This is a genomic window from Streptomyces sp. NPDC056948, assembly GCF_042674225.1.
GTDB lineage: Bacteria > Actinomycetota > Actinomycetes > Streptomycetales > Streptomycetaceae > Streptomyces > Streptomyces purpurascens.
The window spans coordinates 1-15,793 of sequence record NZ_JBHUQX010000211.1; the positions used below are offsets into that span (position 1 = coordinate 1).

General features: G+C 69.2%; 12 protein-coding genes. 7 read left to right on the plus strand and 5 right to left on the minus strand.

Translation table 11 applies throughout. The annotated features are described in order from the left end of the window. Positions 1–51: 51 nt before the first annotated feature. Complete coding sequence (locus ACFTZL_RS25550) at positions 52–1,497, minus strand: CCA tRNA nucleotidyltransferase (protein ID WP_382587150.1); 1,446 nt, start codon at positions 1,495–1,497, stop codon at positions 52–54. A gap of 259 nt (positions 1,498–1,756) precedes the next feature. Between ACFTZL_RS25550 and ACFTZL_RS25555 the strand changes: the two genes are divergently transcribed. From ACFTZL_RS25555 to trxA, 7 genes are all read left to right on the plus strand, one after another. Then, a complete protein-coding gene (locus ACFTZL_RS25555; RefSeq protein WP_382587152.1) occupies positions 1,757–4,162 on the plus strand; it encodes a DUF6049 family protein in 2,406 nt (801 codons plus the stop codon). A gap of 42 nt (positions 4,163–4,204) precedes the next feature. Beyond that, positions 4,205–6,514 (plus strand): murein biosynthesis integral membrane protein MurJ, encoded by a 2,310-nt coding sequence (gene murJ / locus ACFTZL_RS25560; protein WP_382587155.1) that lies wholly within the window; start codon positions 4,205–4,207, stop codon positions 6,512–6,514. Positions 6,515–6,655: 141 nt separating this feature from the next. Beyond that, a complete protein-coding gene (locus ACFTZL_RS25565; RefSeq protein ID WP_382587158.1) occupies positions 6,656–8,353 on the plus strand; it encodes a protein kinase family protein in 1,698 nt (565 codons plus the stop codon). Positions 8,354–8,380: 27 nt separating this feature from the next. Further along, entirely contained in the window at positions 8,381–9,106 is a 726-nt protein-coding gene (sigM, locus tag ACFTZL_RS25570; protein WP_382587160.1) for an RNA polymerase sigma factor SigM, read from the plus strand. Next, positions 9,103–10,029, plus strand: a complete 927-nt coding sequence (locus tag ACFTZL_RS25575; protein WP_382587163.1) for an anti-sigma factor family protein — start codon at positions 9,103–9,105, stop codon at positions 10,027–10,029. The genes sigM and ACFTZL_RS25575 overlap by 4 nt, the downstream gene beginning before the upstream one ends. Positions 10,030–10,196: 167 nt before the next feature. Continuing rightward, complete coding sequence (gene trxB / locus ACFTZL_RS25580) at positions 10,197–11,165, plus strand: thioredoxin-disulfide reductase (protein WP_184593873.1); 969 nt, start codon at positions 10,197–10,199, stop codon at positions 11,163–11,165. A gap of 46 nt (positions 11,166–11,211) precedes the next feature. Then, positions 11,212–11,544 carry a thioredoxin gene (gene trxA / locus ACFTZL_RS25585; RefSeq protein ID WP_184593875.1) on the plus strand — a complete coding sequence of 111 codons (333 nt, stop codon included), beginning with the start codon at positions 11,212–11,214 and terminating at the stop codon, positions 11,542–11,544. A 94-nt stretch (positions 11,545–11,638) separates the two neighbouring features. Here trxA and ACFTZL_RS25590 read toward each other — a convergent pair whose 3' ends face one another. The 4 genes from ACFTZL_RS25590 to rsmG form a co-directional block, all read right to left on the minus strand. Continuing rightward, complete coding sequence (locus tag ACFTZL_RS25590; protein WP_382587166.1) at positions 11,639–12,256, minus strand: GNAT family N-acetyltransferase; 618 nt, start codon at positions 12,254–12,256, stop codon at positions 11,639–11,641. Positions 12,257–12,576: 320 nt separating this feature from the next. After that, positions 12,577–13,677: a ParB/RepB/Spo0J family partition protein gene (locus ACFTZL_RS25595; RefSeq protein ID WP_382587169.1), complete on the minus strand. Its 1,101-nt coding sequence runs from the start codon at positions 13,675–13,677 to the stop codon at positions 12,577–12,579. Then, positions 13,674–14,750, minus strand: coding sequence for a ParA family protein (locus tag ACFTZL_RS25600; protein ID WP_382587174.1), 1,077 nt, complete (start codon positions 14,748–14,750; stop codon positions 13,674–13,676). Before ACFTZL_RS25600 ends, ACFTZL_RS25595 begins: the two co-directional genes overlap by 4 nt. Before the next feature lie 265 nt (positions 14,751–15,015). Continuing rightward, positions 15,016–15,732, minus strand: coding sequence for a 16S rRNA (guanine(527)-N(7))-methyltransferase RsmG (gene rsmG / locus ACFTZL_RS25605; protein WP_382587172.1), 717 nt, complete (start codon positions 15,730–15,732; stop codon positions 15,016–15,018). Between the last annotated feature and the right edge of the window lie 61 nt (positions 15,733–15,793).

Below are 15,793 nucleotides of genomic sequence, written 5' to 3' on the forward strand. Positions count from 1 at the left end.
TGTCTTCTGCGGGGTCATGTTTCACGTGAAACATGACCCCGTTTCACAGCCTCAGCTCTCCTGCTCGGCCCACCACTCCTTGAGCGCAGCCAGCGCGACATCGTGCTCCATTGGCCCGTTCTCCAGCCGCAGCTCCAGCATGTGCTGGTAAGCGCGGCCGATGACCGGGCCGGGACCGACGCCGAGGATCTCCATGATCTGGTTGCCGTCGAGGTCCGGGCGAATGGAGTCCAGCTCCTCCTGCTCCTGAAGGCTGGCGATCCGATCCTCCAGGCCGTCGTACGCACGCGACAGGGCCGTTGCCTTGCGCTTGTTACGCGTGGTGCAGTCCGAGCGGGTCAGCTTGTGGAGACGGTCGAGGAGCGGGCCGGCGTCACGGACATAACGGCGGACCGCCGAGTCGGTCCACTCGCCGGTGCCATAGCCATGGAAGCGCAGATGGAGCTCCACCAGACGTGAGACGTCCTTCACCAGCTCGTTGGAGTACTTGAGTGCCGTCATGCGCTTCTTGGTCATCTTCGCCCCGACCACCTCGTGGTGGTGGAACGAGACCCGGCCGTCCTCCTCGAAGCGACGCGTGCGCGGCTTGCCGATGTCGTGCAGCAGGGCGGCCAGGCGGAGCGTGAGGTCGGGACCGTCGTCCTCCAGCGCCATCGCCTGCTCCAGGACGATCAGCGAGTGGTCGTAGACGTCCTTGTGCCGGTGGTGCTCATCACGCTCCAGGCGCAGGGCGGGCAGCTCGGGCAGCACACGATCGGCGATGCCCGTCTCGACGAGCAGCGTCAGGCCCTTGCGCGGGTACGGGGACAGGACCAGCTTGTTCAGCTCGTCCCGCACCCGCTCGGCCGAGACGATCTCGATACGCCCGGCCATATCCGTCATCGCCGTGACGACCTCGGGCGCGACCTCGAAGTCGAGCTGAGCCGCGAAGCGCGCGGCCCGCATCATCCGCAGCGGGTCGTCCGAGAAGGACTCCTCCGGGGTGCCAGGAGTGCGCAGCACACGCGCCGCGAGGTCCTCGAGCCCGCCGTGCGGGTCGACGAATGCCTTCTCCGGCAGCGCGACGGCCATCGCGTTCACGGTGAAGTCACGGCGGACGAGATCCTCCTCGATCGAGTCGCCGTACGACACCTCGGGCTTGCGCGAGGTCCGGTCGTAGGCCTCCGAACGGTAGGTGGTCACCTCGATCTGGTAGCCGTCCTTCTGGGCGCCGACGGTGCCGAAAGCGATCCCGACCTCCCAGACGGCGTCGGCCCACGGGCGCACGATCTTGAGTACGTCCTGGGGACGGGCGTCGGTCGTGAAGTCGAGGTCGTTGCCGAGCCGGCCCAGCAGCGCGTCCCGCACCGAGCCGCCGACCAGGGCGAGTGAGAACCCGGCCTCCTGGAATCGGCGGGCGAGGACGTCGGCGACAGGGGCGACCCGCAGCAGTTCACTCACCGCACGGTGCTGCACCTGGCTGAGGGCACTGGACGTTTCTTCGTTGGCGTTCGGCACAACAGAAGAGGGTACGTGGCCCGGGCTGCCGCAGGCTCCCCCTATTGACGCGTGCGGACTCGTCCGTGAATAGACGCACAAGACCTGCCCTTGAGGTGTAAAGAGCCGCTCCCTTTTATACGATCACATACCGGGCAGGAAGGTGCCGGCCCGCGATCTTGTGGAGCGGACCGCGGCACTTCCCCTCAGCGCGCATCGTTACCATGCGTGGACGCACATTCCGACGACCACTGACGACGACGAGGGACGGGCGAAGCGCGTGGCCGACGCGGCAGACTTCCAGGGGACCAGTGCCTCACCTGCCCGCCGGTGGCTGCGGCGCACCGGGGCACTGCTCGCCGGTGCGCCCCTGCTGGCCGGGCTGCTCCAGCTGCCCGCCGCGGCCCCGGCGGACGCGGCCGGACAGGAGGCCCCGCAGGCGGCAGCCGGCGCGGGCTCGGTGTCCGTCGCTGTCGACTCGCTCACCCCCACGGCCCCCACCGAGGGGGACACGGTGAACGTGTCGGGCACGGTCACCAACAACGGCAAGCAGGCGGTCACCGGCGCCCACGTCGATCTGCGGGTGGGCCCCTCGCTCGACACCCGCTCCTCCATCGACGCCCTCGCCAAGAAGAGCGACGACGTCCAGGGGCCCAGCGGCGAGGCAGTCGGCGGCAAGTACAGCGAGAAGTTCTCCAAGCTCACCCCCGGCGTCGCCGAACCCTTCAACATCTCCGTGCCGGCCGACGAGCTGGACCTCGGCCCGGACGGCGTCTACCAGCTGGCCGTCGCGCTCTCCGGGGAGACCTCCGCGCAGCCCTGGGACCAGGTCCTGGGGGTCCAGCGCACGTTCTTGCCGTGGCAGCCCGAGGAGGCCGGCACCAAGACGAAGACCACGTTCATGTGGCCGCTCACCTCCACCGTCCATATGACAGCCGAGACGGGGTCGAACGAGCAGCAGACGCCGGTCTTCCGCAACGACGACCTCGCCGAGGAGATCGCCCCGGGCGGCCGTCTCGACCAGATGGTGTCGCTGGGCAAGGGCCTCGACATCTCCTGGGTGATCGACCCGGACCTGCTGGCATCCGTCGACGCGATGACGCGGAACTACCAGGTCAGAGGCGAGGACGGCACCACCACCGCCGGCCGGAACCAGGCGGTCGCCAAGCAGTGGCTCGCCGAGCTCCAGCAGGCCGTCACGGGCAAGGAGGTCGTCGCCCTGCCCTTCGGCGACCCGGACCTGGCCTCCCTCGCCCACAACGGCACGAACGTGACGGGCTCGCTGAGCCACCTCAAGGACGCCACCGACGTCGTCGACGACACGGTGGAGACGATCCTCCACGTGAAGCCGTCCACCGACTTCGCCTGGCCCGCGGACGGCGCCGTCGATCCGTCGATCGTGAAGGTCGCGACCTCCGCGGGCGCCGACAAGGTGATCGCCCGCAGCGACAGCCTCCAGGACAACCTGGCGTACACGCCCTCCGCGGCCCGGCCCGTCGGAGGGGGCACCACGGCGGTCGTCGCGGATGCCAGGATGTCCACGGCGTTCCAGGGCAACCTGACCAAGGCCTCCGCGTCCACACGCGCCGTGCAGCGCTTCCTGGCCCAGAGCCTGACGCTCGGCCTGCAGAGCGGCAAGCAGCGCAGTGTCGTCGTCGCCCCGCAGCGCATGCCCTCCGTGAGCCAGGCGCAGGCCATGGCCGAGGCGCTGGCGACCCTCCAGAGCGGGAACTGGTCCGAGTCGCAGGACCTCGCGGACGCCGCCAAGGCCAAGCCGGACCCCGCGGCCAACACCAAGGTGCCGTCGACCTCCGCGTACCCCGCCTCGTTGCGCAACCAGGAGCTGCTGCGGGCCGGCTTCGAGCAGATCGCGAGGACGCAGGGCAAGCTCGACAGCTTCAAGGTGATCCTCACCGACCAGTCCCGGGTGGTGACCCCCTTCGGGCGGGCCATGAACCGTGAGATGTCCACGTCGTGGCGTGGCAGGGGCGTCGAGGCGGTGGGGTACCGCGACGGCGTCGAGTCGTACCTCGACGGGCTCACCGACGGGGTCAAGCTGATCGAGAAGTCGGATACAAAGCTCTCCGGCCGCAGCGCCACGATCCCCGTGACCGTGCAGAACAACCTGGTTCAGGGCGTCGAGCACCTGAAGCTGCGGCTCACGTCGAAGAACCCCACGCGACTCAAGATCAGCGGAGACGCCTTCGAGGAGCAGCGCGTCACGGTCAACGGCGGCCACGCCCAGTCGGTGAAGTTCCCCACGTCGGCCAACGCCAACGGCCGGGCGGAAGTCGTCGCGCAGCTGTACACCGAGGACGGCCAGAAGTACGGCGCCCCCGTCACCTTCGACGTGAAGGTCACCGAGGTCACGGCCACCGTGATGCTGGTCATCGGCGGCGGTGTCCTGCTCCTGGTCCTCGCCGGCTTCCGTATGTACACCCAGCGCAAGCGCGCCGCCGCCCGCGAGGCGGACGAGGACGGCACCGCCGAGGCGGACGACGACCCCGACAGCCCGCAGGGCCCGGCCGGCGCTCCGCAGAACCCCGAGGCCCCCGGCGACCGTCTCAAGCAGGAGACCGGGGCCGGACCACGGGCAGAGGGCCCGGAGCAGCCGAGTGACCCGGCCCCGGACACCGCAGCGGAAAACGCCGACCCGTCCGGCACGGGTGAGAGAGTGGACCGTTAGATGTCGTGGCCGGTGGGCCGGGGACGATGAGGTGGGGTAACCATGAACGCGCCGTACGACGGTGACCGCGGCCGTGCCGCGGGCAGCCCGGGCTACCCCGAGTCGGGTGGGCCCGAGGGCTCGCCGGCCGAGCACGGCCAGGTACCGCCGCAGCCCCCCGCGGACATGTACCTCCAGGACGCCTACGACCAGGACCCCTACCGGGCACAGGACCTCTCCGCCCAGGACCCGGTCGCCGAGGCGCTCTACGACCGCGCCGCGCACCCGCCGCCCCCTCCGGGCACGTACCAGCCGCAGCAGATGTACGCCCAGCCGCCGCAGTCGCCGTACGCGCCCGACCCGCAGGTGTGGGCCCAGACGCCCGCGCCGGAGCCGGAGGGCCCGACGCGGCACCTGCCGTACGGCGACGACCCCAGGACCACCCAGTTCGTGGGGGTGGACGATCTGGTCTCCCAGGCGGGCGAGCCGCGCCAGGAGCCGGACGCCTTCGCGCACCTCTTCAGGGACCAGCAGCAGAACAGCGGTCACCCGTCGTACGAGCAGCCGTCGGTCCCCGGCCCGTCCCAGGCCCCGGGCCAGATGGGACAGGGCCAGTACGCGGCACAGGGCCAGTACGGGGCGCAGGCTCCGTACGGTGCGCCCGGCCAGACCGCTCCGACGCCGCCCCTCGTCGAAGAGCCCCCCGCCCCGGAGCCCGCTGCCTCGCCGGCCCCCAAGAAGGGCGGCCGCGCCGCGGGCCTCATGAAGTCCAGCGCCGTGATGGCGGCGGGCACGATGGTCTCCCGCCTCACCGGCTTCATCCGCTCCGCGCTGATCGTGTCGGCCATCGGCGTCGGCTTCCTCGGTGACACCTTCCAGGTCGCCTACCAGCTACCGACGATGATCTACATCCTCACGGTCGGCGGCGGTCTCAACTCCGTCTTCGTGCCGCAGCTCGTGCGCGCCATGAAGGACGACGAAGACGGCGGCGAGGCGTACGCCAACCGCCTGCTGACCCTCGTCATGGTGGCGCTCGGCGGACTCACCGCGCTCGCGATCTTCGGCGCGCCGCTCCTGATCCGCCTGATGTCCCCGTCGATCGCCAGCGACCCCGCGGCGAATCAGGTCGCCATCACCTTCGTCCAGTACTTCCTGCCCTCGATCTTCTTCATGGGCGTCCACGTGGTGATGGGCCAGATCCTCAACGCCCGCGGGAAGTTCGGCGCGATGATGTGGACCCCGGTCCTGAACAACATCGTCATCATCGTGACGCTGGGCATGTTCATCTACGTCTACGGCACGGCGGCCGACTCCGGGATGAAGGTCACGACCATCCCGCCGGAGGGCCAGCGCCTCCTCGGCGTCGGCGTCCTGCTCGGCCTCGTGGTCCAGGCGCTGGCGATGATCCCCTACCTGCGCGAGACCGGCTTCCGGCTGCGGCTGCGCTTCGACTGGAAGGGCCAGGGCCTCGGCAAGGCCATCACGCTCGCCAAGTGGACGGTCCTGTTCGTCCTCGCCAACCAGGCGGGCGCCATGGTCGTCATCTGGCTGTCCACCGCGGCGGGCAAGGCCTCGCCCGTCGACGGCACCGGCTTCTCCGCCTACGCCAACGCCCAGCTGATCTGGGGCCTGCCGCAGGCCATCATCACGGTCTCCCTCATGGCCGCTCTGCTGCCGCGTCTGTCGCGCTCGGCGGCCGAGGGCGACGGTGGCGCCGTCCGCGACGACATCTCCCAGGGCCTGCGCACCACGGCGGTCGCGATCGTGCCGATCGCGTTCGGTTTCCTCTCGCTCGGCATCCCCATGTGCACGCTGATGTTCGGCTCCTCGGGCACCAGCGAGGCCACCAACATGGGCTTCATGCTGATGGCGTTCGGTCTCGGCCTGATCCCGTACTCCGTGCAGTACGTCGTCCTGCGCGCCTTCTACGCCTACGAGGACACCCGAACCCCCTTCTACAACACGGTCATCGTGGCCGCGGTCAACGCGGGCGCGTCGGCAGTCTGCTACTTCGTCATCCCGTCCCGCTGGGCCGTGGTCGGCATGGCCGCCTCCTACGGCCTGGCGTACGCGATCGGTGTCGGCGTCGCCTGGAGCCGACTGCGCAAGCGGCTGGGCGGTGACCTCGACGGCGCCCGTGTCCTGCGGACCTACGCCCGGCTGAGCATCGCGTCGATCCCGGCCGCACTGCTCAGCGGCGCGGCCTGCTACGGCATCGGCCATACCCTCGGCCAGGGCGTCGCGGGCTCGATCGCCGGGGTGCTGGCCGGCGGTGCCGTGCTCCTCGGGATCTTCTTCGTCGCCGCCCGCCGCATGCGCATCGAGGAACTCAACTCGCTGGTCGGCATGGTCCGCGGACGCCTGGGACGCTGAGTAGGGGGGTAGGCGCACAACCATCGTCAGCCGCCGTGTGTCGTGCATAGCGGCGGACTGTGGGCACAATTGGTTTCGGCGTCGGACGGCGCGCAACGGATGCCGGCCGGCGCGCACATGGATGGGGAGGCAGGAACGACGGTGGCGGAACGTAGTACGGCTGCCGTCGACGTGGCAGACAACAGCGACGACACGTCGCTGACCGCGCAGGCGGACCAGTCCACGGCCGACGGGGTGGCCAAGAACCGGGAGCGGGACACGGACAGCGACGAGGTACAGGAGAGCACCCGGACCGACGGGCCCGGAACGACCTCGCCGCCTGAACTGCACAGTGGGCACAAACTCGCCAGACGCTACCGCCTCGAGGAGTGCGTCACCCGTCTGGACGGTTTCAGCAGCTGGCGTGCCGTGGACGAGAAGCTCCGCCGTGCCGTCGGCGTGCACATCCTGCCCGCCGACCACTCACGGGCCCGCTCGGTGCTGGCCGCGGCACGCTCTTCCGCGCTCCTCGGCGACCCCCGCTTCGTCCAGGTGCTGGACGCGGTGGAGGAGAACGACCTCGTCTATGTCGTCCAGGAGTGGCTCCCCGACGCGACGGAGCTGACGCCGCTGCTCGCCTCCGGGCCGCTGGAGCCGTACGACGCCTACCAGATGGTCAGTCAGATCTCCTCCGCCATGGCCGCCGCGCACCGTGAGGGTCTCGCCCATCTGCGGCTGGACCCCAACGCCGTGCTGCGCACCTCGACCGGTCAGTGGCGCATCCGCGGACTCGCCGTGAACGCCGCCCTGCGCGGCATCACGACCGACACCCCGCAGCGCACCGACACCGAGGCCATCGGCGCCCTGCTGTATGCGGCGCTCACCCAGCGCTGGCCGTACGAGAGCGACGCGTACGGCCTGTCGGGCCTGCCGAAGGACATCGGCCTGATCGCACCCGACCAGGTGCGTGCCGGTGTGCACCGCGGGCTCTCCGAGCTGTCCATGCGCGCGCTCGTCAACGACGGTGCCACCGCCTCCCGGCACGAGTCGCCGTGCACGACGCCCGAGGAACTGGTGAAGGCGATCGGCGAGATGCCCCGCATCCGCCCGCCGGAGCCGGCGTTCACGGCCCCGCCCGAGTACCAGCGCACGACATACCAGCAGGGCACGTACGGCCGCCAGGCCCCGCGCCTCGGCGCCACCCAGCAGGTCCCGACCCCGCCGCCCCCGCTGCAGAGCCGCACGGGCAAGGCCCTGAAGTGGGCCGTGTCCGCGCTTCTGATCGCCGCACTGGGCCTCGGTAGCTGGCAGCTCGCGGACGCGCTCATGGACCAGGGCGGCAAGAACGAGGACCCGGGGCAGACGCAGACCAACGACGGGAACGACAAGAGCCCGAAGAAGCCGGCGGGCGGCAAGCCCATCGCCATCAGCGGTGCTCGCGACTTCGACCCCTTCGGCGCTGACGGTTCCGAGAAGCCGTCCGACATAGGGAAGGTCTACGACAACAGCACGGCGACGTACTGGCAGACGGACTTCTACCTCAGCTCGGACTTCGGCCGCCTGAAGTCGGGCGTCGGCGTCATCCTCGACCTCGGCAAGGTCCAGCAGGTCGGGAAGGTGAAGGTCACCTTCGTCGGGGACACCTCGGTCGAGCTCCGCAGCGCGAGCGCGGACGCGGGCTCGGAGCCGACGTCCTTCGACGCCTACAGCAAGGTCGCCGAGGGCACCGGGACGACAGTGGAGCTCAAGCCCAAGTCCCTCAAGAGCCGCTACCTCCTGGTGTGGCTGACCGAGCTGCCCATGCAGTCGGACGACGGCAAGTGGCGCGGCAGGGTGGCGGACATCAAGGTGACCAGCTGACGGCATCTGCCTCGAGGAAGGAGGCCGATGGCAGACGGCACCGGGTACGACGGAGTAAGCGATCAGGATCTGCTCGCCCGCCATGTCGAAGGCGACCCCGACGCCTTCGGTGAGATCGTGCGGCGGCATCGCGATCGTCTCTGGGCCGTCGCCCTGCGGACGCTGGGGGACCGCGAGGAGGCCGCTGACGCGGTGCAGGACGCCCTCGTTTCCGCCTACCGGGCCGCCCACACCTTCCGGGGCCAGTCGGCCGTCACAACCTGGCTGCACAGGATCACGGTGAACGCCTGCCTGGACCGCGCCCGCAAGGTCGCCTCCCGGAAGACCTCTCCCGTCGACGACACCGAGCGCCTCGAGCAACTGCTGGAGCCGCACGAGTCGGCCTCCGCGCCCGCCGAGCGCAACGATCTCCACCGGCAGCTCATCGAAGCCCTGGGCACCCTGCCGACCGACCAGCGCGCGGCGCTCGTCCTGGTGGACATGCAGGGCTACCCGGTCGCGGAGGCGGCCCGCATCCTCGACGTGCCGACCGGCACGGTGAAGAGCCGATGCGCACGCGGCAGAGCCAGACTCCTGCCGCTGCTCACCCATCTACGGCCGGACAGCGGCGGCAAGGACAAGAACCCGGGCGGGGAACGGAACCGGACGCAAGAGCCAACCGTCCCACCCGCAGCGGGACCACGCCGAACGGGACCGCCGGACACAGGACCGAGCGACTCAGCTGCAGTGAAGGGCGGAGGTGGACGAGCGTGACGTCGACGACAGACATGGCCGGGCACCCGGACGTCGCGGAGATCTCCGACCTCTCCGAAGGCATTCTCCCGCCGTCCCGGAGCACCGACGTACGCCGTCATCTGGACGACTGCGAGCTCTGTGCGGACGTCTATGCCTCCCTGGAGGAGATCCGCGGCCTGCTGGGCACGCTGCCGGGCCCGCCGCGCATGCCCGCCGACGTCGCAGGCCGCATCGATGCCGCACTCGCCGCCGAGGCTCTGCTGAACGCCACGGAGCCCGAGGCCGCAGAGGAGGCGGCGCCGGTCAGTGCTCCCCGCTCCGCTTCCGAGGACGACAGCGGTGCGCGTGTTTCACGTGAAACATCGACGCCCGCCGACCGGCCCGCCGGGCGCCCTCGCTCTTCGACCACCGGACCGGGCCGCAAGGAGCGCACGCGGAACGGGCGGCGCAGGATCGCCGTTCTGGGGACCGTCTTCACGGTGGCAGCCCTGGGGCTGGGCTCCGTCCTGCTGTCGTCACTCGGCGACAACAAGCCGCCCCACGACACAGCGGGCGGCCGACAGGCCACCGCCGCGGACACCTTCTCCGAGGGGAAGCTGGAGAAGCAGGTCACCGATCTCCTGGCCGAGAACCAGAGCGAGGAAGGCGGGGATTCCCGCACCCCCCTCGGCGCGGCAACCGCCCCCGGCTCCAACCACCCCAGGGTCCTCAGGGAGCCCACCGTGCCCGGCTGCGTCCGTGACGGCATCGGGCGCAAGGACGCGGCCCTGGCTGTCGAGAACGGCAGGTATCAGGGGAAGAAGGCCATGCTCGTGCTGCTTCCCAACGCCTCCGACGCCACCCGGGTCACCGCCTATGTCGTCGACGCGACCTGTGTGGATCATCAGGCGTCCACTGCCGGGGGCAAGGTCCTCCTGGAGCGCTCCTACCCGTCCCCCTGAGCGAGTGCATCGTCTTTGCCCTGCGTGGTATCCAGCACAGTGCCGCGTCTCCGTGTGCCCGGACACAGCGGGAATGCGCGCCCCTTAGGATCCGTTGGGTGGTGTGAGAGTTCCGAGAGACGCTCCCACCGGTCGAACGACGCAGACCAGAGACGAGGAAACAAGCCGTGAGCGACGTCCGTAACGTGATCATCATCGGGTCCGGGCCCGCCGGCTACACGGCGGCGCTCTACACCGCGCGCGCGTCGCTGAAGCCACTGGTGTTCGAGGGCGCCGTCACCGCCGGCGGCGCGCTCATGAACACCACCGACGTCGAGAATTTCCCTGGCTTCCAGGACGGCATCATGGGCCCCGAGCTCATGGACAACATGCGCGCCCAGGCGGAGCGCTTCGGTGCCGAGCTCGTCCCGGACGATGTCGTGACCGTCGACCTGTCCGGCGAGATCAAGACCGTCACGGACACCGCCGGCACCGTCCACCGGGCGAAGGCCGTCATCGTCTCCACCGGCTCGCAGCACCGCAAGCTCGGTCTGCCGAACGAGGACGCCCTCTCCGGCCGTGGGGTGTCCTGGTGCGCCACCTGTGACGGGTTCTTCTTCAAGGACCAGGACATCGCCGTGATCGGTGGTGGCGACACCGCCATGGAGGAGGCCACCTTCCTCTCGCGGTTCGCCAAGTCCGTGACCGTCGTCCACCGCCGCGACACCCTGCGCGCCTCCAAGGCCATGCAGGAGCGGGCCTTCGCCGACCCGAAGATCAAATTCGTGTGGGACAGCGAGGTCGCCGAGATCCAGGGCGACCCGAAGCTTTCAGGCCTGAAGCTGCGCAACCTCAAGACCGGTGAGCTTTCCGACCTGCCGGTGACCGGCCTGTTCATCGCCATCGGCCACGACCCCCGCACCGAGCTCTTCAAGGGTCAGCTCGACCTGGACGAAGAGGGCTACCTGAAGGTGGAGGCGCCGTCGACGCGCACGAACCTGACCGGTGTCTTCGGTGCCGGCGACGTGGTCGACCACACCTACCGGCAGGCGATCACCGCGGCCGGGACCGGCTGCTCCGCTGCGCTCGACGCCGAGCGCTTCCTCGCCGCCCTCGCGGACGAGGAGCAGCCCGAGCCCGAGAAGACCTCTGTCTGAACCCCTCCCTACCCGCCCCACGCACCAAACAGTTAAGGAGCCCGCCGTGGCCGGCACCCTGAAGAATGTGACCGACGACTCCTTCGAGCAGGACGTCCTCAAGAGCGACAAGCCTGTCCTGGTGGACTTCTGGGCCGCCTGGTGCGGTCCGTGCCGCCAGATCGCGCCGTCCCTCGAGGCGATCGCCTCCGAGTACGGCGAGAAGATCGAGGTCGTCAAGCTGAACATCGACGAGAACCCGGGTACGGCCGCCAAGTACGGCGTCATGTCCATCCCGACCCTGAACGTCTACCAGGGTGGCGAGGTCGCCAAGACCATCGTGGGCGCGAAGCCGAAGGCCGCGATCGTTCGCGACCTCGAGGAGTTCATCGCCGAGTGAATCGGCTGAGCCGTCGCAGCGACGGTGCATGTTTCACGTGAAACACGAATGGGCCAACCCGGAAGGGTTGGCCCATTCGTTTGACTGCTTGCCTCTACAGCGGTCGCAACGCCGGCTCCTTCTGTACGGCACCCAGGAGCCGGTCCAGCGCCATCTCGACGTCTTCCTTCCAGGAGAGCGTCGACCTCAGGTCCAACCTCAGCCGGGGATTGGTGGGGTGCTGCCTGACCGTCTTGAAGCCCACCGCCAGGAGATGGTCGGCGGGCAGCACACAGGCCGGCTCTTTCCAGCGCACATCTCCGAACGCCTCGATCGCCTTGAAGTCGCGCCGCAGCAGATCCTTGGCGACCGTCTGGACCATCACCCGGCCCAGTCCCTGCCCCTGATAGCCCGGCACGATGAACGCGGTCATCAACTGAACCGCGTCAGGGGAGATGGGACTCGTGGGAAACGCCGTGGAGCGGGGGACGTAGGCGGGAGGGGCGTAGAGCACAAAGCCCACCGGCACATCGTCGACGTACACGACCCGACCGCAGGATCCCCAGTCCAGCAGCACAGCCGAGATCCAGGACTCCTTCTCCAGAGCGGGCGTGCCTGCTTTTACCGCGGCCTCACCGCTGACTGGGTCGAGCTCCCAGAAGACACACGAGCGACAGCGCTTGGGAAGGTCCTGAAGGTTGTCCAGCGTGAGCGGTACGAGCCGGCGCCCCATGAAGGCTGTTCCTCGCTTCCTTCGCCCGCCGCGTCGCGGGCGGCTGTCAGAGCACTCCGTTCCCTGAGGAGACTGCCGATGAACCCACCGACCGCCCCCAGCCCCAAACCGGCGCTCACCAGTCCGTTGCGGCTCATCGTTCGCATGGCCCCTGCCTGCCTTTCAGAGGTGCTGCCGGGTGGTCGCGCCGTACCCCAACGCATCGTATCCACGATGCGATTCCATCGATACCGCCAGAAAGGAAAGAGCGGGCCATGTTCCGGCACACACCGGACACGACCCGCTCCGTCGGATGCACAGCGGAGGCTCCTGCCGGAGGCTCAGGACTCGCTCTCTTCGGAGTCGCCGTCCAGAAGGCTGTTCTGCAGGACCGGCCCCTCTCCGGGAGCCAGGGACCCGAGGATCCGCTCGAGGTCCTCCATGGAGGCGAACTCGACGGTGATCTTGCCCTTCTTCTGCCCCAGGTCGACCTTCACCCGCGTCTCGAAGCGGTCCGAGAGCCGCGTGGCGAGATCGGACAGCGCGGGTGAGACCAGAGCACCGGCACGCGGGCCCTTGGGCCGCTGCGCCTTCTGAGGCCGTGAGCCCATCAGGGTCACGATCTCCTCGACGGCCCGCACCGAGAGCCCCTCGGCCACGATGCGATGGGCCAGCCTGTCCTGCTCCTCCGAGTCCTCGACGGAGAGCAGTGCCCGTGCGTGGCCGGCGGAGAGCACCCCGGCAGCCACGCGGCGCTGCACGGCCGGAGAGAGCTTCAGCAGGCGCAAGGTGTTGGAGACCTGCGGGCGGGATCGGCCGATACGGTCCGCCAACTGGTCGTGCGTGCAGTTGAAGTCCCTCAGCAACTGGTCGTAGGCGGCTGCCTCTTCCAGCGGGTTCAGCTGGGCGCGGTGCAGGTTCTCCAGCAGAGCGTCCAGGAGGAGCTTCTCGTCCTCCGTGGCGCGCACGATCGCCGGGATCGCCTCCAGTCCCGCCTCGCGGCAGGCACGCCAGCGGCGCTCGCCCATGATGAGCTCGTAGCGGGCGGGACCCACCTGCCGTACGACGACCGGCTGGAGGAGCCCGACCTCCTTGATCGAGGTGATGAGCTCGGCCAAGGCGTCATCGTCGAAGACCTCACGCGGCTGCCGCGGGTTCGGCGTGATGTCGTCGAGGGGGATCTCGGCGAAGTGCGCACCGACGGGCGCCGCAGGCGCGGCAGGAGCGCTGGGCTGAACCGGCTCCTCTGTTTCACGTGAAACAGCCGGCAGAGTCGCTACCTTCGCTGCCGCCACCCCACGGTCGTTCGGCAGCGCGGGCACTGCCGTGGGGGATGTGGAAGCAGCTCCCCCTGCCGCAGCCTGGGCCACCGACTTCTCCGTGGGGGCAGCAGGGATCAGTGCGCCGAGTCCACGGCCCAATCCCCTCCGTCGATCACTCACTGGATGCCCTCCACCATGCTCGGGTCGTTCTGCTGTACGCCGATGTGGGCGTGCGTCGCTTCATAGCTGATGCCGACGCCCTTCAGCGCGATCTCTCGTGCCGCCTCAAGGTAAGAGAGGGCACCACTCGATCCTGGATCGTATGTCAGTACGGTCTGCCCATAACTCGGCGCCTCAGAAATACGGACGGACCGGGGGATGCTCGTCCGCAGTACCTCGTCGCCGAAGTGGGTGCGCACCTCGTCCGCGACCTGGGACGCGAGTCGCGTCCGGCCGTCGTACATGGTGAGCAGGATGGTCGACACATGCAGGGCGGGGTTGAGGTGCCCGCGCACCAGGTCGACGTTGCGCAACAGCTGACCCAGGCCCTCCAGCGCGTAGTACTCGCACTGGATGGGGATCAGGACCTCCTGGCCCGCCACCAACGCATTGACCGTCAGGAGGCCGAGTGAGGGCGGGCAGTCGATGAGGATGTAGTCCAGCGGCTGCTCGTATGCCTGGATGGCACGCTGCAGCCTGCTCTCCCGGGCCACCAGGGACACCAGCTCGATCTCCGCACCGGCGAGATCGATCGTGGCGGGGGCGCAGAAGAGGCCCTCCACATCGGGGACCGGCTGGACGACCTCGGAGAGCGGCCTGCTCTCCACCAACACGTCATAGATGGACGGAACTTCGGCGTGATGGTCGATACCCAGCGCCGTAGAGGCATTGCCCTGTGGGTCGAGGTCGACGACCAACACGCGGCCGCCATGCAGGGCCAGCGACGCGGCAAGGTTGACGGTCGTCGTCGTCTTGCCCACACCGCCCTTCTGGTTGGCGACCACCATGATTCGGGTCTGCTCGGGCCGTGGGAGGCCCTCGCCGGCGCGGCCCAGTGCCTCCACCGCCAATTGGGCAGCACGACCGATGGGAGTGTCGTCCATCGGAGGCGGTGTTTCACGTGAAACATCCACCCCCATCGACTCGGTACGGGGACCGGGGACCGGATCGGTCATCGGTCCCGCGATGTTGGCGTCGGACCGCAAGGATTCACTCTCCTCGACTTCAGGCTCGCTATGAACAGAGCCTCCCATGCCTTCGGGGTCGTGAACCAGTGAGGCCTGGCGTTCTGTGGAGAAATCCACCTCTGTGGACAACTCGGTTCCCTCATCGAGTGACCCGAGAGGCTTACGGTCGCGGGGTTCGGCCGCAGCGCGGCCACGACTGATGATGCCGTGCAGCAGTGAGCGACGTTTCACGTGAAACACGATGCACAGCAGTCGGGGCCGAACTGCCGCGACACTCCGGCATGCATCGGTTTGGCAGCTTGTGTGGAGTACGTCTCGTCCTCAGGACGGATCAGCGTCGCCGGCGCGCCCGCCCGGTGCGAGCCGCCTTGGCGCGCTTCGCGGCGAAGCGCACACCGCCGGGACTCTCCCCGACCTCGACCCGTACGACCGTGGACATCGGGTCCACCACGCCCTCACCCACATGCAGGATGGACGTCTCCACAGCACCCAGCTTGCTCAGTGCCGCCGACGCGCTCTTCAGCTCTTCCTCGGCGGCATCGCCCTTGAGTGCGAGCATCTCCCCGTAGGGCCGCAGCAGCGGGACGCCCCAGGCGGCGAGACGGTCGAGCGGCGCGACGGCTCGGGCGGTCACGACGTGGACAGGCTGGATCTTCCCCATGACCTCTTCGGCCCGGCCGCGTACGACCGTTACGTGATCGAGGCCTAGCAGCTCCACGACCTCGGTGAGGAAGTTGGTGCGCCGCAACAGCGGCTCCAGCAGCGTGATCTTCAGGTCCTCCCGGACGAGTGCCAGGGGAATGCCGGGCAGACCGGCGCCCGAGCCGACATCGCACACGGTCACACCCTCGGGCACGACCTCCGAGAGCACCGCGCAGTTCAGCAGGTGCCGCTCCCACAGGCGGGGCACTTCACGCGGGCCGATGAGACCGCGCTGCACGCCCGCCTGAGCGAGCAGCTCGGCGTACCGCACCGCATCCGCGAAGCGATCACCGAACACCTCGCGCGCCTGCTCGGGCGCGGGGGGAAGCTCCGCTGCCTCCGTCACGGGGGACCGTCCTTCCGTACCGCGTCAGCGCGCCCAGCGCCGACGCCAGAACCACCAGAAC

Coding starts and splice junctions, on each gene's coding strand:
- murJ (WP_382587155.1), top strand. CDS start 4,205: ATGAACGCGCCGTACGACGGTGACCGCGGCCGTGCCGCGGGCAGCCCG.
- ACFTZL_RS25590 (WP_382587166.1), bottom strand. CDS start 12,256: ATGGGGCGCCGGCTCGTACCGCTCACGCTGGACAACCTTCAGGACCTT.
- sigM (WP_382587160.1), top strand. CDS start 8,381: ATGGCAGACGGCACCGGGTACGACGGAGTAAGCGATCAGGATCTGCTC.
- ACFTZL_RS25600 (WP_382587174.1), bottom strand. CDS start 14,750: ATGGGAGGCTCTGTTCATAGCGAGCCTGAAGTCGAGGAGAGTGAATCC.